The following is a 21,203-nucleotide window of genomic DNA, read 5'->3' as shown; positions in this document are numbered from 1 at the left end:
CCTAGCCGCACTTCACCTGTTTGATGATCCCGGTCTGGGCGTCGAAGAAGAAGTTCAGGCGATTGGGGTTGAAGTCCATGGTCACCGGGCAGGTGGTGCAGGCGACGCGCTGCAGGTCGGGCTTCACGGGCACCGGAATCTCCGAACGCGGCCGTCCGACGAGGTTCTGATAGTCGCCCGCTCGGCACATGTCGGCGACCGGCTCCGGTGGCGGCGGCGGAGCGCTGGGCGGCGGAGGCGGCGGCGCGGGTGCGGGCTCGGGGGCGGTCGAGCAGGCCGCGACGGCCAACAGCGCACCCAGAAGGATCGCGCGCTTCATGCCTGTTTCTCCCATCCCCGAGCCTGCTGCTTCCAGTACGACACCGGCAGGCCGCGGGCCTTCACAGCGCTCCATTGTGCGCGGGCGTTCCGAAGCTGGTCCTCGTCGCCGCCGTCGAACAGCACCACGCAGCGCTTGTAGTCCGCGAGTTCGCCGGGCTCGGCTCCGTCGATCAGGAACAGGGCGTCGGCGGCGTTCGGGTTCTCCGTCCCCGTGGTCAGCAGGACCGGCTGGCGCGCCGCGCCCGGCTCGTCGGCCGGGGCGTGCGGCAGGAAGCTCTCGTCGCGATAGCTCCAGAGCCAGCCGTCCAGATGGTCGATCCGCTCGGCGACGGACGAGCGCACGATGGCCCTCCAGCCCTTCTGCAAGGTCTTCTCGAGGAGTTCCGGCAAGGCCTGGTCCAGCCCGGTGCGTTCCAGGTGGTAGAACCAGACCTCGCAGGCGGCCTCAGCCATCTCAGCCTTCGTACTTGTCCCGCACCATGCGGTTCAGCAGCCGCACGCCGAAGCCGGTGGCGCCGTCGGGGCTGGTGGGGATCGACGAAGGCTTCTTCCAGGCGGTCGAGGCGATGTCGAGGTGGGCCCACGGGGTGCCGTTGACGTACTTCTGCAGGAACAGCGCCGCGGTGATCGAGCCGCCCGGCCGGCCGCCGGTGTTCTTCATGTCGGCGATCATGGAGTCGATCTGCTTGTTGTAGGCCTCGGGCAGCGGCATGCGCCACAGGCCCTCGTCCTCGGCCTTGGCGGCGGCCAGGAGGTTGGCCGCCAGGTCCTCGTTGTTCGAGTAGCAGCCGGCTAGGTCGTTGCCGATGGCGATGATGATCGCGCCGGTCAGGGTGGCGAGGTCGACCATGAACTTCGGCTTGAAGCGGTCCTGGCAGTACCAGAGCGCATCGGCCAGCACGAGGCGGCCCTCGGCGTCGGTGTTCACCACCTCGATGGTCTGGCCCGACATGGAGGTCAGGACGTCGCCGGGCCGGTAGCTGTTGCCGTCGGGCATGTTCTCGACCAGGCCCAGGATGCCGACGGCGTTCACCTTGGCCTTGCGGCCCGCCAGAACGTGCATGAGGCCGGCCACGGCGCCCGCGCCGCCCATGTCCCACTTCATGTCTTCCATGTTCTCGGCCGGCTTGATCGAGATGCCGCCGGTGTCGAAGCAGACGCCCTTGCCGACGAAGGCCACCGGCTGGGCGTTCTTGTCGGCGGCGCCGTTCCAGCGGATCACGGCGAGCTGGCTTTCGCGGATGCTGCCCTGACCGACAGCCAGGAGCGAGCCCATGCCCAGCTTCATCATCTCGGCCTCGCCGAGGATCTCGACCTCGAGGCCAAGGCTCTCCAGCGCCTTCACCCGGGCGGCGAACTCGGCCGGATAGAGGACGTTCGGCGGTTCGGAGACCAGGTCGCGGGTGAAGCTGATGGCGTCGGCCAGGGCGGCCAGCGGCGCGAAAGCAGCCAGCGCCGCATCCGCCTCGGCGGTGGCGACCAGCGTCTTCAGCACCGACGGCTTCTTCTCCGCCGGTTCCTTGGTCCGGTACTTGTCGAACCGATAGGCCGCGAGGCGGACGCCCAGGGCGGCGTGGGCCGCCCGCTCCGCACCGCCCGCGCCTTCCACGACCAGGAGCTCAAGGCCCGACGCCTTGACGGTGTTGTACGCCGTGGCGGCGGCGTGCTCGGCGGCCAGGTCGTCATAGGCCTCGCGCTTGCCAGCGCCCACCAGGACGAGGCGCGCTGCGTCCACGCCTTGCGGCGCCAGGATGTCGAGCGTCTGGCCCTTGCCGCCGGTGAAACGGCTGGCGGCCATGGCCTGACCGATGGGGCCGTCCTGCTTGTCGCCCTCGAAGACGATGCGGGCCACGGCGGCCTTGGCGGTGACGCCCGCGCCAGGGGCGACGAATTCGATATCCATCGGTACTCTCTCTGAGGCTCTGTCTGCGCGCCCACGGTTCGGTTGTGCGGCGCGGCGACGCATGGTTTAGAACAGGTCCGCCGCCGGGGCGCGTCTAATTCTCCGGACTACCCGTTTTTCGCAAGATGCGCCTGATCGACCGATATCTCCTCCGCCAGCTCCTGGGGCCGGTCGTCCTCGCGACCCTGGCGCTGACGGCGGTCGCGCTGCTTTCGCAGAGCCTGGCGGGGCTGGACCTGATCGTGAACCAGCGCCAGAGCGCGCTCGTGTTCCTGAAGGTGACGCTGCTGTACATGCCGCAGCTCATCAACCTGATCCTGCCGATCGCCGTGTTCGTGGCGGCGCTGGTGGCGCTGAACCGGCTGCACACAGAGCAGGAGATCGTGGTCTGCTTCGCGGGCGGCATGAGCCGCTGGCGGGTGATCTCGCCGGCGATCCGGCTGGCCTGCACCATCGCCTTCCTGGCGCTCGTGATGAACATCTTCGTGCAGCCGCTATCGTTCCGGGAACTGCGGCGCGAGCTGTTCCAGGTTCGGACCGACCTGGCCGCTACCCTGGTCCGCGAGGGGGAGTTCACCGAACCGGCCCCAGGCCTCACCGTCTACGCCCAGAGCGTCGACGGCCAGGGCAACCTGCGCAACCTGTTCATCCACCAGATCAAGCCCGACGGCGGCACCACCACCTACACCGCCGAGAAGGGGCGCGTGGGCCGCGCCCAGGGCCGGCCGGTGCTGTTCATGACCAACGGCTCGAACCAGGAGTTCTCGGGCCGCGGGGTGCTGAACTACCTGACGTTCAACGAGTATGTCTTCGACTTGGCGCCGATGGCGAACTCGGACGAGCTGATCCACTACAAGCCGTCCGACCGCTACCTGCACGAGCTGTTCTTCCCGGACCTGCAGCAGGACTGGGAGCGGCGCAACCGGCTGGAGCTGCTGGCCGAGGGCAACGCCCGCCTCGCCTCCCCGCTCTACAACATCGCCTTCATGGCCCTGGCGCTGGCGGCGATCATCGGCGGCGGGTTCTCGCGGCTGGGCTACGGCCGCCGGATCGTGGTGATCGGCGCGATCGCGGCGCTGGTGCGGCTGATGGGCTTCCTGGTGCAGTCGGCCTGCGAGGACAGCGCCTGGCTTAACATCGCCCAGTACGCCGTGCCGCTGCTGTGCATCTGGGGCGCGATGGCGGCGATCTTCCGGCAGAAGGTCAGCCGGCGCATCGACATCACGCGGCCGCGCGCGCCGGCCGGCCTGGCGGGGGCGCAGGCATGATGGGGCTGGGGCGCATCGAGCGCTATGTCGTCGGCTACATGCTGCTGGGCGTGCTGACCTGGCTGGCGGTCATTTCCTCCGTCGTCATGCTGATCCAGTTCGTGGAGCTGACGGGTCAGGTGGGCACCCGCGCCGACGTGGGCGCCGACAGCATCCTGGGCCTGACGCTGCTGCGCGCGCCCTCGCTGATCCAGATCCTGCTGCCGTTCTGCTTCCTGTTCGGCGGCATCAGCGCCTTCGTCGGCCTGAACCGGCGCAGCGAACTGGTGGCCATGCGCGCCGCCGGCATCTCGGCCTGGCGCTTCATCTTGCCCTCGGCCGCCGCGGCCTTCGTGATCGGCGCCGTCGCGGTGGCCGGAATCAACCCGATGGCCGCCGCCCTGAACGCCCGCTTCGAGCTCGAGCGCTCGCGGATGATGGCCAACTACCTCGGCGACCGGCCGCAGGACATCTGGCTGCGCCAGGGCGATGACACCAGCCAGATCGTGATCCACGCCAAGGCCCGCGACACCAAGCGTGGCGCGGTCACGCTGCGCGGCGTCTCGCTGTTCATCTACGAGAAGAACGAGCACGGCACCCCGGTCTTCCGCCGCCGGCTCGAGGCGGGCGAAGCGACCCTGATGCCCGGCTTCTGGCGGCTCAAGGACGTCCGCGAGGCTACGGCCGGCGATTCATCGATCCGCTCGGAGAGCCTTTCGATCCGCTCCACCCTGGACGCCGAAGCGGCGATGGAGCGCCTGGCCTCGCCCGAGGCGATCGCCTTCTGGCGGCTGCCGAAAGCCATACAGCTTACCGAGCAGGCCGGGTTCTCGGCGTCGGGCTATCGCCTGCGGCTGCACCAGTTGCTGGCGACGCCGGTGCTGTTCGCCGCCATGTCGATCCTGGCGGCGGCGTTCTCGCTGAGGCTGGCGCGACTCGGCGGGCTGGCGGGGCTCGCGGGCGCGGGCGTGGCGCTGGGATTCGTGATGTTCTTCTTCAATCAGTTCGCCGGCGCCCTGGCCAAGGCCGACATCATCCCGCTGTTCGCCGCCGCCTGGGCGCCCGCCGTCGTCGCGCTGCTCGCTGGCGTGACCCTGCTTTGCTACACCGAAGACGGTTGAATCGTTTGGCCGCGGGGCGCTAGAGCCTGCGCCAGCAGGCTCGCCGCTTTTCTTGGTGACGCGCATCCTTTGCGCCAAACCGGTTTCCACTTTGTCGGGATGCGCTATGCATCGCAGGCCTGACACAATAGACGCCGCCGGGCGCGTGGCTATCGCGCCATAGGGGATCGAGAGGGTTGATGAGTCCGCGCAGGCGTATGCCGCGATCCGCAGGCAAGCGCGCCCTCCTGGCCGGCGCAGCGATCGCGTTCCTGTGCACGGCGCAAGGCCATGCGCAGGCGTCCAAGGCCCAGCCCGTCGCCGACGGGCTGCAGAAGGACGAGATGTACATGGAGGCCGACGAGGTCATCCGTGACGACGACGCCGGACTCACCACGGCGAACGGCAACATCGAGGTCCGCTACAACGGCCGCACGCTGCGCGCCGACAAGCTGGTCTACGACGACAAGTCGGGCGTGATCCGCGCCTATGGCCACATCGTCGTCGTCAACGCCGACGGGTCGTCCGAGTACGCCGACGAGATGGTGCTCGACGAGGACATGCGCGCCGGCGTGGCGCTGGGCTTCTCAGCCCGGCTGCAGGAGAACGTGAAGATCGCCGCGGCCAGCGCGGCCAAGCGCAACGAGAACATCGAAGAGCTCAACAAGGCGATCTACACACCGTGCGAGATCTGCGCGAAGGACGGCTCGCCGCGCACGCCCACCTGGTCGATCGCCGCCGAGCGCGTGGTGCGCGATAAGAAGCGGCGCATCGTCTACTACCGCAACGCCCGCTTCCGCCTGTTCGGCGTCTCGGTGGCCTACCTGCCCGTCTTCTGGCACGCCGATCCCGCCGCCGAGCGGGTCTCGGGCTTCCTGGTGCCCAAGGGCTCGGTCTCGGACCGGCGCGGCCTGTCGTACGAGCAGCCCTACTACTGGGCGTTCTCGAAGTCGGCCGACCTGATCATCAGCCCGCAGATCAACTCGAAGATCGCCCCGTTCCTGAACGGCGAGCTGCGCAAGCGCTTCTACTCCGGCGATATCGACATCCGCTTCGGCTACACCCATGCCCGCGACTTTGACGGCAAGGGCAACGAGATCGTCGGCACCAGCACCGACCGCAGCTACGTCCTGGGCCGCGGCGCCTTCCAGATCGACGACAAGTGGCTGTGGGGCTTCACCGCCGAGCGATCATCGGACGACCTGATCTTCGACAAGTACGAGATCGGTAAGGTCTACATCAGCCGCGGGCCCTATGTGGCCGACGACCGGCGGCTGATCTCGCAGCTCTATACGATCCGCCAGGACGAGCGGTCCTACTTCTCGGTGGCGGCGATGAGCATCCAGGGCCTGCGCCCCGGCGCCATCGACCCGGTGACCGGCTTCGCCTCGGGCGAGAACGACCGCGTGTTCCCGGTGATCGGCCCGCTGGTCGAGGGCCACTACGAGCCGGCCGGCACCATCGCGGGCGGACGGCTGCGGGCGCACACCAGCGCGGTCGTGCTGAGCCGCGAGCAATCGCAAAGCGACCTCAGCCAGCGCCTGCCCGGCCTGGACAGCGCCCGCGTCACGGGCGAGCTGGACTGGCGGCGCGCCTTCACCTCGAACGGCGGCCTGCGCTTCGAGCCGTTCTTCAACGTGCGCGCCGACGCCTACAAGCTGCACGACATCCTGACGGGCGTGGGTTCCGCCACGCGCAGCGACGAGATGACCCGGGGCCTGGCGACCGCCGGCGTCGACATGACCTATCCGTTCTACAAGCGCACCAAGGACGCCACCGTGATCCTGGAGCCGGTGGTGCAGGTCGCCGCGTCGCCGAACGCCAAGCAGGTGGTGATCGGCCGCGATCCGACCACGGGCGACCCGATCTACCTGAACGAGGACAGCGTCGCGTTCGAGTTCGACGAGACCACCCTGTTCCGCGCCAACAAGTTCCCCGGTTACGACCTCTACGAGGACGGCGTCCGCCTGAACGTGGCGAGCCGCGCGACGGTGATGTGGGACGACGGCCGTCGGGCCAATTTCCTGCTGGGCCGCAGCTTCCGCACCGAGGAGAACGCGGTCTTCACCAACCGCTCGGGCCTGCGCACCAAATCGTCGGACTGGATCGTGTCGGCGGACGCCCAGCCGATCCGCGGCGTCTCGATGTTCGCCCGCGCCCGTCTCGACAGCGACAACCTGGACATCCATCGCCTGGAAGCCGGGGCCAACGTCTACAACAAGCACGGCAACGGCTTCGTCCGCTATCTCACCGACGATTTCGACATCAACGGGATCAAGCGCGAGAACCTTGACCTCGGCGGCGAGCTCTACATCGGCAAGAACTACGGCGTCAGCTTCTACGGCAACCGCGACCTGAACCAGGACTCGTGGGTCATTCGAGACGTCGGCGTCTTCTATCGGGACGACTGCCTGCGGGTGGATGTGATCTATCGCCGCGAGGACACGATCGTCGGTCGTCTGCTACCCAGCGAGTCCGTTTCGGTCCGCCTAACGCTCGCCACATTGGGCGGCTCATTCAATGGCCGGTAAGATGGCTGCAAAACTGCGCCACGAAGGAAGTCTCTGCTCCATGATGCGTTATCTGACCGGCCCCACTGCGCGGAGCGCGGCTTTCGCCTGCGCCCTGGTCGCCGTGGCCGCAGCGCCCCAGGCCGTGGCGCAGCAGCCGGGAAGCGAGGCGGTCGGCACGGCGCCGCCCGACAGCCCGGCCCCGCCCGCGCCCGCCCCGCCCGCCGGCCTTTCCGAATCCGTGGCCGCGGTGGTGAACGACGACATCATCTCCACCTACGACCTGGCCCAGCGGATGCGCCTGCTGATCGCCACGTCCGGCGTGCAGCCGACCCAGGAGAATCTGCCCCAGTTCCAGCGCGAGGCGCTGGTGTCGCTGGTCGACGAGCACCTGCAGTTCCAGGAGCTGCGCCGCGTCGAGAAGGAACAGAAGATCGAGATCCTGGCCGACCAGGCCGAGATCGACGAAGAGATCGCCGCCATGGCGCAGGGCAACAACATGAAGCCCGAGCAGTTCATGGCCTTCCTCGCCTCGCGCGGCATCGGGGTCGACACCCTGCGCCGGCAGATCCAGGCTCAGATCAGCTGGAGCCGCTGGATCCAGGGCCGCTACGGCTCGCGCCTCCGGGTGGGCGACGACCAGATCGCCGCGACCCAGGCCCTGCTGGCCGCCCAGGCCAGCAAGCCCCAGTACAACATCGGCGAAGTGCTGATCGACGCGAACCGCGTGGGCGGCATGCAACAGGCCATGGCCGGCGCCCAGCAGCTGGTCACCCAGATGCAGCAGGGCGCCCCCTTCCCCGCCGTGGCCCGGCAGTTCTCGGCCCTGCCCACGGCGGCCAACGGCGGCGACGCCGGCTGGGTCAGCCCCGGCGAGATGCCGACCGAGGTTCAGGCTGTCCTGGAGCAGATGCGTCCGGGCCAGCTCAGCCAGCCGATCCCGGTGAAGGACGGCGTCTATATCCTCTACCTGCGCGACAAGCGGGCCGGCGGCAACGCGACCCTGGTGAACCTCAAGCAGGTCGCGATCGGATTGCCGCAGGGCGCCAGCGCCGAGGACGAGGCTTCGGCCCGTGCGAAGCTCGCGGCGCTGAAGCCCCAGATCAAGGACTGCGCCGGCCTGGAAGCCGCCGCGGGCGGGACGCAGGGCGCCGTCGCGGGCGACCTGGGCGAAGCCGAACTCAGCGACCTGGCGCCCCAGTTCCGCGAGGCGGCCGAAAAGCTGAAGGTTGGGGAAATCTCCGACCCCATCCGCACCTCGGCCGGCCTGCACCTGATCGCCGTCTGCGGTCGCCGCGCCGCCGGCGGGGCCCAGACCGATAAGGAGCAGATCGAGCGCCGCCTGCGGGGCCAGCAGCTCAGCATGATCGCCCGCCGCTACATGCGCGACCTGCGCAACTCGGCGACGATCGAGACGAAGTGAAGGCTGGCGAGACGACGTGAGGACCGGGCCGCTCGCGCTGACCCTCGGCGACCCGGCCGGCGTCGGCCCGGAGATCGTCGTCAAGGCATGGCGGGCGCTGAAGGACGAGGGTCCGGCGTTCTTCGTCGTCGGCGACGCCCAGGCCGTCCGCTCGGCGCCGACCTCCACGGCCGGCCTCGTGCGCGCCATCTCGTCGCTCGATGAGGTCGAGGGCGCGTTCCCCACGGCGATCCCTGTGTTCGACCTGCCGCTGCGTGGCCCCGTGGTGGCCGGACAGCCGACCCCTGCCGCGGCGCCGTCGATCATCCAGTGGATCGAGACGGCCGTCGGCCTGGCGCTCTCGAAGACCGTGTCCGGCGTGGTCACCGCACCGATCGCCAAGGCTCCGCTCTACGAGGCGGGCTTCAAGTTTCCCGGCCACACCGAGTTCCTCGGCGAACTGACCGCCGCCGCCTCCTACGATGGGGCGCGCGGGCCAATCATGATGCTGACCGCCGCCGACCTGCGCGTGACGCTGGTGACGGTGCACGAGCCGCTGGCGAAGGTCTCGGCCAAGCTCGACATCCAGAGCGTCGTGAACGCCGGCCTCGTGACCGCCCAGGCCCTGCGGCGCGACTTCGGCATCGCCAAGCCGCGGCTGGCCGTGGCCGGGCTCAATCCGCACGCCGGCGAGAGCGGGACCATCGGGCGCGAGGAGGTCGAGATCGTCCAGCCGGCCATCCGCGCGCTGAAGGACCTGGGCGTCGACGCGCGCGGCCCGCACCCGTCCGACACCCTGTTCCACGCCGAGGCCCGCGCGGGCTATGACGCGGCGCTGTGCCTCTATCACGACCAGGCGCTGATCCCGATCAAGATGCTGGACTTCTGGGGCGGCGTGAACGTGACCCTCGGCCTGCCCATCGTGCGCACCTCGCCCGACCACGGCACCGCGTTCGACATCGCCGGCCGCGGGATCGCGCGGCCCGACAGCCTGATCGCCGCCATCCGCCTGGCCGACCAGATCGCGAAGACGCGCCCGTGACCGGCGAGGGCGTGAGCCTGGACTCCCTCCCAACCCTGCGCGAGGCGCTGGAGAGCCATGGCCTATGGGCCAAGAAGGCCTTCGGCCAGCATTTCCTGCTCGACCTCAACGTCACCCGGAAGATCGCGCGCCTGGCGCAGGTCGGCGAAGGCGATCATGTCATCGAGGTCGGTCCCGGCCCCGGCGGCCTGACCCGCGCGCTGCTGGAGACCGAGGCACGGGTTACGGCGATCGAGAAGGACGAGCGCTTCCGGCCGCTGCTGCAGGAGCTGGCCGACGTGGCGCCGAACCTGTCGCTGGTCTTCGGCGACGCGCTGAAGGTGGACGAGGCGCAGATCGCGGGCGGTGCGCCGGCGCACCTGGTCTCCAATCTGCCCTACAACGTCGGCACGCCGCTGCTGATCAAGTGGCTGACAGGCCCTTGGACGCCCGCGTCCCTTACCCTGATGTTCCAGCGCGAGGTGGTGGACCGGATCACGGAGGGGCCTGGCGAGGACGCCTATGGTCGGCTGGGCGTCATCGTGCAGGCGACCTGCAAGGCCCATCGGGTGCTGGACGCGCCGGCCCGCGCCTTTACGCCGCCGCCCAAGGTGGATTCCGCCGTCGTGCGCCTGGAGCCGCTGGCCGAGCGGCCCAGCGCCGAACGTCTCGACGCCCTGCAGAAGATCACCGCCGCAGCCTTCGGCCAACGCCGCAAGATGCTGCGCTCAAGCCTCAAGGTGATGGGCGGCGAGGACCTGATCTCGGCTGCCGGGCTGGATCCGCAGGCCCGCGCCGAGGTGATCCCGGTGGACGGATTCCTCGCGCTCGCCGACGCCTGGCTCGCGCGCCGCTAAGCTCCGAAGATCCAGCCGGGCGGCAGGGTATTCATCTGCACGCCCATCAGGATCATCTGGCCGCCGCCGGCCATGCTGATCATGGTGTCGGCCCCTAACTGGGCCACCGTGTACATCGTGCCCACGTCCAGCAGCACCCGGTCGCCCTGGGCCACATTGAAATCGAGCACGCGGTCGATCCCGGCGTCGCCGAAGGTGTGGAACAGGTCGGCGCCCGAGCCACCGGTGACGGTGTCGTCGCCCTTGTCGCCGGAGACGAAATCGTCGCCAGCGCCGCCAAAGATCGCGTCGTTCTCCTGGCCGCCGCGAACGATGTCGTTCCCGTCGCCGCCCTCGCAGGTGTCGGCGCCGATGTTGCCATAGACGAGGTTGTGACCGGCCGAACCCACCAGGCTGTCGTTGTCCTTGCCGCCGACCACCCAGTCGTCGCCGCCGCCGGAGACGCAGGTGTCGGCGCCCATGTTGCCGTTGATGTCGTCAAAGCCGGCCCCGCCGACGATCGAGTCGTCCCCCTCGTCGCCCCGCAGGTAGCCGTTCCCCGTGATGGTGTCGCCGCCGCCGCCGCCCTCGATCGTGTCGCTCGCGGACGCCCCGCCGAAGATCCGCTCGGCGGCCTGGCCGCCCCGGATCGTGTCGCTGAAGGCGCTGCCGACCACCTGCTCGATGCTGCGGAGGTCATCGCCGCCCGCCGAGCCGTCGAGGCGGATGACGACGCCCCGCCCGGCGCCGGCGTAGTCCACCGTGTCGGCGCCGTCGCCGCCATCGATCGTGTCGCCGTCGCCAAGGGCATGGATCCGGTCATCGCCGGCGCCCGCCGTCACGCTGTCGCGACCCTCGCCGGCGGAGAGCGTATCTGCGGCATCGCGCCCGGTGATGGTATCGGCGAAGCCGCTGCCGATGGCGCGCTCGAATCCGGACAGCGTGTCATTGCCGGCCCGTCCCGCACGAAGGTCGATCTCGACGCCGGAGGCCGCCTGGGCATAGCTGACGGTGTCGACCCCGTCTCCGCCGTCGACGACGGAGGCAGAGGGCTTCTGGCCATCGGTCGGGGCGATCAGGTCGTCTCCGACGCCGCCCTCGATGGTGTCGTGCGCGCCGTGCCCGCTGATCGTGTCGTTGCCGGCAAGGCCCTTGAGCCAGTCGCCGTTGGCCTCGATATAGAGGTCGTAGCCGCCGCCGTCGATCACGTCGTCGCCGCCGAGGAAGGCCTGTTGAAGCCGTGCGGTGTCGCGGGAGCCGATGACCGCGAGGAACTCGGCGACCGGCATGGAGAAGCCTTCGAGCGCGAGGACCAGATATCGACCGGGACCCGTGAGATAGGCCGCAGTCACGATCCCTGCGCGCGGAATGCCGGCGGCGTCGAAGTCGCCGAAGCCGGTCCCCTGCAGCTTGGCGTAGAGGAAGTAGCTGTCGAAGGGGGGCAGCGAGACGTACGAATAGGGGTCGAAGCTGGAGACCAGGTTGACCTCGGTCGAGGTCGCCGCTGTCTCCTGCCGCAGCTCGGCAGTGGTCGCGCCGCGATACCCCCAGGCTTCCATCCGCAGGCGCGCAGGCGTGCTGCGAATGATCGTCATGGGCAAGCAACTCCGGGATTCGACCCCTCCATTTAGACGCGAGCGTCGGACGGGCACAACCACCCCGCCGCCGCTCGCGCCGCCGCGTGGACAACGCCTGCGCCAACCGCTCCAATGCCGCCCGACTCGTAGAGGAGCCGGCATGCTGACCCTTCTGGGCGTCGCCACCGTAGTGGTCGGCTTCGCCGTGCGGCTCAATCCGCTGCTGGTGGTGACCATCGCCGCCTTCGTCACCGGGCTCGCCGCGGGGTTGACGCCCGTCGAGGTGCTGGAGGCGTTCGGCAAGGCGTTCAATGAGAACCGCTTCGTCACGGCCGCCTATCTGGTGCTTCCCGTCGTCGGCGTGGTCGAGCGCGCCGGCCTGCAGGAGCGCGCGCGGTCGCTGATCGCCCGGTTCAAGGGCGTCTCGGTCGGGCCCTTCCTGATCGGCTACCTGGCCTTCCGGCAGCTCACCTCGGCGCTGGGCCTCACGTCCATCGCCGGCCACGCCCAGAGCGTCCGGCCGATGGTCGCGCCCATGGCCGAGGGCGCCGTCGAGGCGCGGACCGGCGAGCTCAGCGACGAGGTTCGTCAGGACACCCGGGCCATGACCTCGGCCACCGACAACATCGGCCTGTTCTTCGGCGAGGACATCTTCATCGCCATCGGCTCGATCCTGCTGATGGTGGGCTTCCTGGCCACCAGCGGCATCGTGATCGAACCCCTTCACCTGTCGATGTGGGCGATCCCGACGGCGCTCGTGGCCTTCGCCCTGCACGCCGGCCGGCTGCTCCTCTTCGACCGCAAGCTGCGTCGGAGCGCCGGCCAATGATCAAGCTCTCCGCCGTCTACGTCCTGTCCGGCCTGGTGTTCGCCGCCTTTGCGGTGCTCAGCGCCATGGACGCCAACAACCGGAAGCGGTTCGGCAACGCGGCCTTCTGGGGGCTGGTCGCTGTGAGCTACCTGGCCGGGGATCGCCTGGGCGACCTCGGCAACGGTGTCCTGGTGCTGGGGCTGGCCGCCATCGCCGGCCTCGGCCTGCTGGGCCGGGGCCAGCCCGCCACCACCTCGCCGGAGGAGCGCAAGGTGCTGGCCGAGCGGTTCGGCGAGAAGCTGTTCATCCCCGCCCTGACCCTGCCTGTGGTGGTGGCGTTCGGCGTCCTCGTGCTGAAGCCGATGGAGTTTGGCGGGACGCCGCTGCTCGATCCCAAGCAGGCGACCCCGCTGTCGCTGGCCCTGGCGGCGGTGATCGCCGTGGGGGTCGGCCTCATCCTGCTGCGCCAGCCGCTGATCAGCCCGCTCCAGGAAGGCCGCCGGCTGATGGACACGGTGGGCTGGGCCGCGCTGCTGCCGCAGATGCTCGCAGCGCTCGGCGCTATCTTCGCCCTGGCCGGCGTCGGCCAGGTGATCGGCGACCTGGTCACCAGCTACATCCCCATGGACGCTCGGCTGACCGCCGTCGCGGTCTACTGTATGGGCATGGCCGGCTTCACGATCATCATGGGCAACGCCTTCGCCGCCTTCCCGGTGATGACCGCCGGCATCGGCTTGCCGATCCTGATCCACAAGTTCGGGGGCGACCCGGCGGTGGTGGCCTCGATCGGCATGCTGTCGGGCTTCTGCGGCACGCTGATGACCCCGCTGGCGGCCAACTTCAACCTGGTGCCGGCCGCCCTGCTGGAGCTGCCCGACCGGTATGCCGTGATCAAGGCGCAGATCCCCACCGCCCTGCCCCTGCTGATCGCCAATGTGGTGCTGATGTATGTCCTCGCCTTCCGATAGCCGCCTGACGCCGGAGCTGGCGTCGCAGTTCGCCCGCCTGGCCCTGGGCCACGTGGGCCGCGAGTATCCGAACAAGATGGACCACGTGCTGGCGGGGCCGGAGGACATCCGCGGCCCGCGCGACCTGCACCCGATCTACTTCGGCAGCTTCGACTGGCATTCCTGCGTCCACGGCTACTGGACCCTGGCGACGGTCCTGCGCCTGCATCCGGAAATCCCGGAGGCGCCGGCGATCCGCGCGCTGTTCGACGACGCGTTCACGGCGGAGAAGGTCGCGGCCGAGACCGCCTATCTCGCCCGGCCCTCGTCGCGCGGCTTCGAGCGGCCCTACGGCTGGGGCTGGCTGCTCAAGCTGCAGGCCGAGCTGATGGCCCACGACGCGCCGTGGGCGGCCACGCACCAGCCGCTGGCCGAGGCCTTCGCCCAACGCTTCCGAGGCTTCCTGCCGATCGCCACTTATCCGATCCGCTCCGGCGTCCATTCCTCGACCAGCTTCGCCATCGCCCTGGCGGCCGACTACGCGCGGGCGACCCGCGACGAGGCGCTGCTGGCGCTGTTCGCCGACAAGGTTCGCGCCTGGCACCTGCAGGATCGCGACGCCCAGGCCTGGGAGCCGTCGGGCGACGACTTCCTGTCGCCGACGCTGATGACCGCAGAGTGCCTGCGCCGCCTGCTGCCGGGAGACGAGTTCGCGGCGTGGTTCGCCGCCTACCTGCCCCGGGCCGACCGGCAGGAGCCCGCGAGCCTGTTCACGCCGGCCGCGCCCTCCGACCGCACGGACGGCAAGATCGCGCATCTGGACGGGCTAAACCTCTCCCGGGCGTGGTGCTGGCGCGAGCTCGCCGCCACCCTGCCCGCGGACCACCCTGCGAAGCGCGTGATGCAGGGCGCCGCGCAGCGCCACCTCGCCGCCAGCCTGCCCCACGTGGCCGGCGACTACATGGGCGAGCACTGGCTGGCGTCGTTCGCCCTATTGGCCCTGACCGCCGCCTAGGCGACGGGCTCGGGCGTCTTCTCCAGCACGAAGTCGTCCGGGTTGGGCGCGAGGGTGGCGCGCCAGTAGTCGATCAGGCCGAAGGGCCAGTTCTGGCTGACGCGACCGAAGCTGTTCTTGTACCAGCTGGACACGTTCGGCGAGCCCCAGGCCCAGCCGGCGTTGGCCTCGTCCACCCGGCGGTTGAAGTCGTCGTGCACCGTCTTCTTCACGTCCATCGCCCGCGCGCCGGTCTCGGCCAGCAGGCGCAGGCAGCCCACGATGTAGCGGACCGAACACTCCGAGAAGAAGATGATCGAGCCATTGACCACGATGTTGGTGTTGGGCCCGTAGGTGATGAAGAAGTTCGGGAAGCCCGGCACGGTCATGCCGAGATAGGCCTTGGCGTCGCCGCCCCAGACATCGTGCAGCTCGCGGCCGCCCTTGCCCTTCACCTTCAGGAACGACAGGAAGTTCGAGGCCTGGAAGCCGGTGCCGTAGATGAGGACGTCGAACTCATGCTCGACCCCATCGGCGGTCTTCACGCCCTTGGCCGTGATCTCCGCGGTCTTCTCGGTCACCAGCTCGACGTTCGGCCGCTTCAGCGCCGCCAGCCACACGCCGTTGTCGAGCACCGCCCGCTTGCCGCCGATCGGATAGTTCGGGATCACCTTCTCGGCGAGGTCGGGACGGTCGGCGAGCTGCACCTGCATGGCCATCGCCGCCATCTCCCGCAGCATGGCGTTCTCAGGCCCCACGGCGGTCGGCGAGCCGTTCCAGGTGGGATCGGACTTCACCATCGGCAGGAAGCCCTCGGTGGTCATCCAGAACAGATAGAACCGGTACCACTTGTCGAAGAACGGCACGTGCTCCAGCACCCACTTCATGCTCTCGGGCACGTCGTCGTGGTAGTGCGGCACGGGCAGGCCCCACGGCGGGGTGCGCTGGAAGACGGTGAGCTTGGCCACGTCCGGCGCGATCTCGGGCACGAACTGATAGGCCGAGGCGCCGGTGCCGATCACCCCGACCCGCTTGCCCTTCAGGTCGACGCTGTGGTCCCACTCCGCCGAGTGGAACGCCGGTCCCTTGAACTCGCCCAGGCCCTTGATGTCCGGGAACCGCGGCCGGTTGAGCTGGCCCACGCAGCTGACGACGGCGCTGGCCTCGATGGCCTCGGTCTTGCCGTCCTTCTTCAGCGTGCAGCGCCAGACCGCGCGGCCCTCGTCCCACTCGACGCTCTCGACCCAGGTCCCGAAGCGGATGTGCTTGCGCAGGTCGTACTTCTTCGCGATCCCGCGGAAGTATTCCAGCAGCACGGGCTGGGGCGAGAAGTGCTGCGGCCACGCGTGGCTGGGCTCGAACGAGTAGCTGTACATGTGGTTCGCGTTGTCCACCCGGCAGCCCGGATAGGTGTTTTCGAACCAGGTGCCGCCGACGTCCTCGTTCTTGTCGACGATCTCGAACGGCACGCCCGCTTGGTTGAGGCGGATGCCGGTCAGCAGGCCCGACATGCCGGCGCCGATCACCAGCACCTTCAGCTTGCGCGCAGCGTCCTGCAGCTTGGGTTGCTCGAACTGGGGATCCTTGCTGCTGCGGCCGTCGATCGTCAGTTCGTCGACCAGGAAGTCCACGTACTGCTCGGGAATCTCGGCGCCCGCGACGAAGTCCATCTGCCGGCGCAGGATCTCGGCGGGCGGCCTCGGCAGGGCCAGCGGCTTGCCGGCCAGGTGCGCGCGGATCGCCTCGGCGGCGGCCTTGCGCGCCTCGTCCTGGCGTTCGGCGGGGATGCCGATGTCGGCGCGGTCCATGGGGTTGTAGACCGGGGTCCACTCGGGCCGCAGCCAGCTGGTGTCGCCGGTCATATGCACCAGCGCGGTCAGCAGCGCCGGCAAATGGACCTCTTTCAGCACCTCCTCGAGGTTCCCGGGAACGTCGGCCATGCTGCTCCTGCCCATAGGTTATCGTTGTTCTGGTACGGGCAGCATGACTCCCGCCGAGGGCCGGCGGAAGCCCTCACGTCGCGTCACCACCCGCTCTTCTGCGCCGCATGGATACGGGCGAGGACCCCGTCGGGCAGCTCCAGCCCGGAGGCGGCCAGGTTCTCGCGCAGGTGTTCGGGCCGGGTGGCGCCGAAGACCGCGGCGCTGACGCCGGGATTGGCCAGCACATAGGCCAGAGCCGCCTGTGATCCCGTCATCTCGGGCAGACGGTGCAGGAACCCGAGGCGCCGGCCACGCGCCAGTTCGCCGCGATGCTTGGCCAGTGCGCGCGCCGCGTACCAGAGGTCTTGCGGCCCCTTCAGGCGGGCCAGAAGCGGCTTGGTGTGCCCCATCGCCAGCGGCATCCCGGCCAGGACGCCTTTCCCGGCCGCGGCCGCCCGGGCGATCAGCGGCTCGCGCTCGGGCCGCAGGACATTGTAGTCGACCATGACCACGTCGAAGACGGGCAGGCCGATGGCATGTTCGATCACGGCCGGATCGAAGCTGTTGAGCCCGATCGCCCGCGCCAGGCCTCGCGCTTTCAGATCGGACAGCGTGGCCTGCATCGCATCGTCAAGCTCGGCGATCGATGGACCGTGGAGTTGCAGGAGGCCCAGGCGGTCCAGGCCCAGGTTCTTCAGGCTCCGCTCCGTACTCGCCACGATGGCCGCCGGCGTCATGTCGCGTGCGATGCGGCCGCCCCCAGCGTGGTACGTCCCAGCCTTGGTGGCGATCACCAGGTTCGATGTGTCGCGTCCCTTCAGCGCCCGGCCCAGCCGGGGTTCGGCCTCGCCGGCCGAATAGCTGGCGCCGGTGTCGAACAGGGTCACGCCGCGATCGAGGGCCTCGTGGACCAGGCCCACCGCCGTCCGCTCGTCGAAGCGGGGCTTGCCCCACCAGCTGGCGCAGCCGAAGCCCAGCTCCGACACGGTCAGGCCGGTGCGGCCGAGCGGGCGATAGCGCATCAGGGGCGCCTGCCGAAGGCGCGTTCGATGGCCGGGACCACGACCGTCTTCCAGGCGTCCGTGGTCGGGATGACCGGATCGAAGTGGCTCGCGCCCTTGATCTCGATGGCCTCGGCCTCGTCGCCCGCGGCGCGCACCTTGGCGGCGTAGGCCTCGCCTGTATCCGGCGGCATCACGTGATCGAACTCGCCGTGGATCATGGTGACGGCGACGCCGCTGGGCAGCAGTTCGGCCGGCGATGTCTCGGGGTAGGTGCGCGGCGGGGCCACCTCAGCGATGGAAGGACCGCAGGCGCCGGCGAACACGCCCGCGTGGGCCTTCAGGTCGCCGATCCCGCCCAGACTAATTACGGCGCGGATCTTCAGCGGATCGGCCCGCCACAGCGGACTGTCCTTGGGCAGCCTGGCGCGCGATGCCGCCCAGAGCCCGAGCTGGCCGCCCGCGGAGTGGCCGACCGCGACGACGCGTTTCGTATCGAGGCCGTACTTCGGCGCCTCTGTGCGCAGCCGGTCCACCGCCTCTGCCACGTCCAGGAACGTGCCGGGATAGCCCGCGCCGGCCTCGCCAAGCTTGCGGTATTCGACGTTCCATACGGCGTAGCCTCGCTTCGCCAGGTCGGCCGCGGCGCCGCTGGTCTGCGCCAGGCCCTCGTACTCCGCCAGGTAACAGCCGCCGTGGAGCAGGACGACGACGGGATGCGGTCCCTTCCCTTTCGGCAGGAACAGGTCGACCACCTGGGCCGGCTCCGGTCCATAGGCGATGCGCGCGTCCGCGGCCGCCTGGGGCTGGGACATGTAGTCGTTGACGGTGGCGGGTTCAGCCATGGCGACGGAAGCCATCAGCGCGGCTGCGACGACCGTCAGCCATAGCCTCATGTTCTCCCCGCGAAGGCTGGTGGGCGGCGAGGGATTCGAACCCCCGACCCCCTCGGTGTAAACGAGGTGCTCTAACCAGCTGAGCTAGCCGCCCATTCTGCGCGTGGTTCTAAAGCAGCCTAGGCCGGCTTGGCGAGAGGCTTGCCCACCGCGTCGTGGCTCAACAGCTTCGAGAAGAAGCGGCCGACGATCAGGAACACCACGCCCGCGCCCGCCGCGATGGCCGCATGCATCAGCCAGAACTGGCTGGCCGGCATGCGCTCCAGGAAGGTGCCCAGGATCCCCACGGTCTGGTTCCCCGCGAAAAGGTGCAGGTAGTAGATGCCGATGATGGTGCCCCCCAGCGCCGCGGGGGCGGCCCGCGCATAGAGCGCCAGCGACACCGGCAGCATGTTGGCGAAGGCGATGCTGTTCAGGATGTGGAACAGGACGCACCACCAGATGCTGACCTGGGTTCCGGTGTGCTCGGCGATGGTGGCGCCCGCGGCCAGGGCCAGGACGCCGGTCACCGAGACGAAGGCGCCGATGGTGAGCTTGCCGATTTCGTCCGGCTCCTTGAAGCGCTTGGCCCAGAGCCGCCAGAAAACGACCATGCCGGCGAGGAACGAGACCGAGGCGATGCTGTCCAGGGTGATCAGCCACGTAGTCGGCACCCGGTCGCCCATGAAGGTCAGGTCGACGCTGCGGTCGGCCCAGACCAGGTAGGCGTTGAAGATCTGCTGGTTGGCCAGCACCGAGGCCGACAGCACGGGCAGCAGCAGGATCAGCAGCAGGACGGTGCGCCCTTCGCCCGGCTTCAGCTTCGGCCGTTCCGTCTTGGCGTCGCGGCGCAGCGGCGGATCGGGCGGCAAGTGGCGGCGCCCCATCAAGTAGATGACCAGGGCGATCAGCATCCCCACGCCGGCCACGCCAAAACCGTAGTGCCAGCCCACCTTCTCGCCGAGTGTCCCGGCGATCAGCGGGGCGGCGATCACGCCCGCATTGATGCCGAGGTAGAAGATCTGGAATGCATCGGCGCGGCGCAGGTCGGTGTCGCCGTAGAGCGCGCCGACCTGGCCGGCGATATTGCCCTTGAAGCAGCCGGTGCCGAGCACGAGGCAGAGCAGCGCCAGCAGGAACGAGACGTCGAAGGCCATCAGGAAGTGGCCCGCCGCCATCAGGAGGCCGCCCAGCACGATCGTCCGGGTCTTGCCCAGCAGCCGGTCGGCGAGAATCCCGCCCAGGATCGGCGTCAGATAGACCAGGCTCGTGTAGAGGCCGAAAATCGCCGAGGCGATGGCCTGGGTCGAGGCACCCGGATGGTAGATCGCCTGGATCACGCGCTCGAAGGCGGCGAACCCGGCGATTTGCTCGACGTGCGGCGTCAGCAGCAGCGCCTTGGTCATGTAGAGGACCAGCAGCGACTGCATGCCGTAGTAGGAGAACCGCTCCCAAGCCTCGGTGAAGGCCAGGAAGCCCAGGCCCTTCGGATGGCCCAGGAAGGCCGTGTCGCTGCGGTTCGCAGCGGTCGCGCTCGTCATCGGATTCTCCAACCCCGGCCGCACCTTAGACGTGGAACCCAGGCCGGATAAAGGCCGCCAGCAGCGCCCACGCGCCAAGGGCCGCGAAGACGACGGCCGCGGCGATCCGCACGTACTTCAGCGGCACGAGTCGGGTGACCGCCCCGCCCAGGAACACCGCCGGCACGTTGGCCAGCATCATGCCCAGGGTGGTGCCGGCCGCGACGACGGCGATGTCCTGGAAGCGGGCCGCCAGCAGAGTCGTCGCGATCTGGGTCTTGTCGCCGATCTCCACGAGGAAGAACGCCACCACGGTGGTGAGGAAGACCCCGCCCGCCGACTTGGCGGCCGCGTCGTCGTCCTCCTTGTCGGGAATCAGCGCCCACGCCGCCATGGCGATGAAGCCGACGCCGACGAGGACCTGGAAGGCCGGGCCGCTGAGGTACTTGGCGACGACGAAGCCAAGCGTGGCGGCCAGGCCATGGTTGGCAAGGGTGGCGACCAGGATCCCGAGGATGATCGGGACCGGCCGCCGGAAGCGGGCGGCCAGCATGATGGCCAGGAGCTGGGTCTTGTCGCCGATCTCGGCGACGGCCACGAGCCCGGTGGAGATCAGGAAGGGTTCGAGCAAGGCGCACACACTTGGGACGCGGCGATGGACACGACGACGCAGCACCTCCGCCGCGCCCGCGGGCTATGGAGGCCGCATCGTCGGTCTCGCCAATCCGGACCCGAAGGTCCGCCGCACGCGCCATGATCCCGAAAGACCAAGTCTGTTGACGCGGGCTCCGCTGTCGCGCGGACGGCTACTCCCCGAAGAGGCGCCTCTCCTAGCCCACGCCATGGCGAAAGCCCAAACGAAAAGAGCGGCCGCGACGAGCGGCCGCTCCTTCCAACCTTTGTCGGTCGCCTAGTTGTTGAGGGTGCTCTTCAGCGAGTCGCCCACCCGGAAGCGGCAGGTCTGGGTCGCCGGGCGCTTCACCTTCTCGCCCGTCTTGGGATTACGCGCCATGCCGGCGGCGCGCTTCACGGGCACGAAACTTCCAAAACCGACCAGTCGCACCTCATTGCCCGCCTTCAGCGAGGTCGAGACGGACTCCATGAAAGCGTCCAGGGCCTCCTTGGCCTGGACCTTGTTCAAGCCCGCCTTGTCGGCGATCTCCGAAACGAGTTCGGCCTTCGTCATATGTGTTTTCTCCCAGCCCGTTCTGTTTTT

General features: G+C 69.2%; 19 protein-coding genes, 1 tRNA gene and 1 riboswitch. Of the genes, 9 read left to right on the top strand and 11 right to left on the bottom strand.

Going from position 1 to position 21,203, the window contains the following annotated elements; genetic code table 11:
• Window position 1: 1 nt before the first annotated feature.
• Genes ACODSY_RS12935 through ACODSY_RS12925 form a run of 3 tightly spaced genes read right to left on the bottom strand, consistent with a single transcriptional unit; the run spans window position 2 to window position 2,224 of the window.
• Window positions 2-319 carry a peptidase inhibitor I78 gene (locus tag ACODSY_RS12935; RefSeq protein ID WP_488952158.1) on the bottom strand — a complete coding sequence of 106 codons (318 nt, stop codon included), beginning with the start codon at window positions 317-319 and terminating at the stop codon, window positions 2-4.
• Window positions 316-774, bottom strand: a complete 459-nt coding sequence (locus ACODSY_RS12930; protein WP_488952157.1) for a DNA polymerase III subunit chi — start codon at window positions 772-774, stop codon at window positions 316-318. Before ACODSY_RS12930 ends, ACODSY_RS12935 begins: the two co-directional genes overlap by 4 nt.
• 1 nt (window position 775) lies before the next feature.
• Window positions 776-2,224 carry a leucyl aminopeptidase gene (locus tag ACODSY_RS12925; RefSeq protein ID WP_488952156.1) on the bottom strand — a complete coding sequence of 483 codons (1,449 nt, stop codon included), beginning with the start codon at window positions 2,222-2,224 and terminating at the stop codon, window positions 776-778.
• Window positions 2,225-2,349: 125 nt separating this feature from the next.
• On the opposite strand from ACODSY_RS12925, the gene lptF reads away from it, so the two are divergent.
• The 6 genes from lptF (at window position 2,350) to rsmA (ending at window position 10,361) form a co-directional block, all read left to right on the top strand.
• A complete protein-coding gene (lptF, locus tag ACODSY_RS12920; protein ID WP_488952155.1) occupies window positions 2,350-3,492 on the top strand; it encodes an LPS export ABC transporter permease LptF in 1,143 nt (380 codons plus the stop codon).
• Window positions 3,489-4,592 (top strand): LptF/LptG family permease, encoded by a 1,104-nt coding sequence (locus ACODSY_RS12915; protein WP_488952154.1) that lies wholly within the window; start codon window positions 3,489-3,491, stop codon window positions 4,590-4,592. The genes lptF and ACODSY_RS12915 overlap by 4 nt, the downstream gene beginning before the upstream one ends.
• Window positions 4,593-4,789: 197 nt before the next feature.
• Complete coding sequence (locus ACODSY_RS12910) at window positions 4,790-7,102, top strand: LPS-assembly protein LptD (RefSeq protein WP_488952153.1); 2,313 nt, start codon at window positions 4,790-4,792, stop codon at window positions 7,100-7,102.
• Between the two features lie 40 nt (window positions 7,103-7,142).
• Window positions 7,143-8,504, top strand: a complete 1,362-nt coding sequence (locus ACODSY_RS12905) for a peptidylprolyl isomerase (RefSeq protein ID WP_488952152.1) — start codon at window positions 7,143-7,145, stop codon at window positions 8,502-8,504.
• 16 nt (window positions 8,505-8,520) lie between these two features.
• On the top strand, window positions 8,521-9,525 hold the full coding sequence (gene pdxA / locus ACODSY_RS12900) for a 4-hydroxythreonine-4-phosphate dehydrogenase PdxA (RefSeq protein WP_488952151.1): 1,005 nt from the start codon (window positions 8,521-8,523) through the stop codon (window positions 9,523-9,525).
• A gap of 11 nt (window positions 9,526-9,536) precedes the next feature.
• The gene (rsmA, locus tag ACODSY_RS12895) at window positions 9,537-10,361 is read left to right on the top strand and encodes a 16S rRNA (adenine(1518)-N(6)/adenine(1519)-N(6))-dimethyltransferase RsmA (RefSeq protein WP_488952150.1); all 825 of its coding nucleotides are present in this window, start codon (window positions 9,537-9,539) and stop codon (window positions 10,359-10,361) included.
• On the opposite strand, the gene ACODSY_RS12890 is transcribed toward rsmA, so the two are convergent.
• Window positions 10,358-11,935, bottom strand: a complete 1,578-nt coding sequence (locus ACODSY_RS12890; protein ID WP_488952149.1) for a calcium-binding protein — start codon at window positions 11,933-11,935, stop codon at window positions 10,358-10,360. The two genes, rsmA and ACODSY_RS12890, sit on opposite strands and share 4 nt — an antisense overlap.
• 142 nt (window positions 11,936-12,077) lie before the next feature.
• Between ACODSY_RS12890 and ACODSY_RS12885 the strand changes: the two genes are divergently transcribed.
• The 3 genes from ACODSY_RS12885 to ACODSY_RS12875 are packed head-to-tail and all read left to right on the top strand — an operon-like array spanning window position 12,078 to window position 14,690.
• A complete protein-coding gene (locus ACODSY_RS12885) occupies window positions 12,078-12,746 on the top strand; it encodes a DUF969 domain-containing protein (RefSeq protein ID WP_488952148.1) in 669 nt (222 codons plus the stop codon).
• A complete protein-coding gene (locus ACODSY_RS12880) occupies window positions 12,743-13,696 on the top strand; it encodes a DUF979 domain-containing protein (RefSeq protein WP_488952147.1) in 954 nt (317 codons plus the stop codon). Before ACODSY_RS12885 ends, ACODSY_RS12880 begins: the two co-directional genes overlap by 4 nt.
• Window positions 13,677-14,690 carry a DUF2891 domain-containing protein gene (locus tag ACODSY_RS12875; protein ID WP_488952146.1) on the top strand — a complete coding sequence of 338 codons (1,014 nt, stop codon included), beginning with the start codon at window positions 13,677-13,679 and terminating at the stop codon, window positions 14,688-14,690. Before ACODSY_RS12880 ends, ACODSY_RS12875 begins: the two co-directional genes overlap by 20 nt.
• Here the strand turns inward: ACODSY_RS12875 and ACODSY_RS12870 are convergent.
• The 7 genes from ACODSY_RS12870 to ACODSY_RS12840 all read right to left on the bottom strand — a co-directional run bounded on the left by ACODSY_RS12870 (window position 14,687) and on the right by ACODSY_RS12840 (window position 21,173).
• The gene (locus ACODSY_RS12870) at window positions 14,687-16,609 is read right to left on the bottom strand and encodes a flavin-containing monooxygenase (protein ID WP_488952145.1); all 1,923 of its coding nucleotides are present in this window, start codon (window positions 16,607-16,609) and stop codon (window positions 14,687-14,689) included. The two genes, ACODSY_RS12875 and ACODSY_RS12870, sit on opposite strands and share 4 nt — an antisense overlap.
• A gap of 83 nt (window positions 16,610-16,692) precedes the next feature.
• Window positions 16,693-17,613: an aldo/keto reductase gene (locus ACODSY_RS12865; protein WP_488952144.1), complete on the bottom strand. Its 921-nt coding sequence runs from the start codon at window positions 17,611-17,613 to the stop codon at window positions 16,693-16,695.
• The gene (locus ACODSY_RS12860) at window positions 17,613-18,488 is read right to left on the bottom strand and encodes an alpha/beta hydrolase (protein WP_488952143.1); all 876 of its coding nucleotides are present in this window, start codon (window positions 18,486-18,488) and stop codon (window positions 17,613-17,615) included. Before ACODSY_RS12860 ends, ACODSY_RS12865 begins: the two co-directional genes overlap by 1 nt.
• A gap of 17 nt (window positions 18,489-18,505) precedes the next feature.
• Window positions 18,506-18,582: transfer RNA gene (locus tag ACODSY_RS12855), tRNA-Val, on the bottom strand.
• A 25-nt stretch (window positions 18,583-18,607) separates the two neighbouring features.
• A complete protein-coding gene (locus ACODSY_RS12850) occupies window positions 18,608-20,008 on the bottom strand; it encodes a peptide MFS transporter (protein ID WP_488952142.1) in 1,401 nt (466 codons plus the stop codon).
• Window positions 20,009-20,033: 25 nt separating this feature from the next.
• Window positions 20,034-20,618 carry a TMEM165/GDT1 family protein gene (locus tag ACODSY_RS12845; protein WP_488952141.1) on the bottom strand — a complete coding sequence of 195 codons (585 nt, stop codon included), beginning with the start codon at window positions 20,616-20,618 and terminating at the stop codon, window positions 20,034-20,036.
• A 79-nt stretch (window positions 20,619-20,697) separates the two neighbouring features.
• A riboswitch (yybP-ykoY riboswitch) is annotated at window positions 20,698-20,809 on the bottom strand.
• A gap of 88 nt (window positions 20,810-20,897) precedes the next feature.
• Window positions 20,898-21,173 (bottom strand): HU family DNA-binding protein, encoded by a 276-nt coding sequence (locus ACODSY_RS12840; protein ID WP_488952140.1) that lies wholly within the window; start codon window positions 21,171-21,173, stop codon window positions 20,898-20,900.
• Between the last annotated feature and the right edge of the window lie 30 nt (window positions 21,174-21,203).

This window comes from Phenylobacterium sp. FG114, assembly GCF_057809855.1.
Note: the sequence above shows the minus strand (reverse complement) of the source record. Positions and strands in the feature narration are given on the sequence as shown.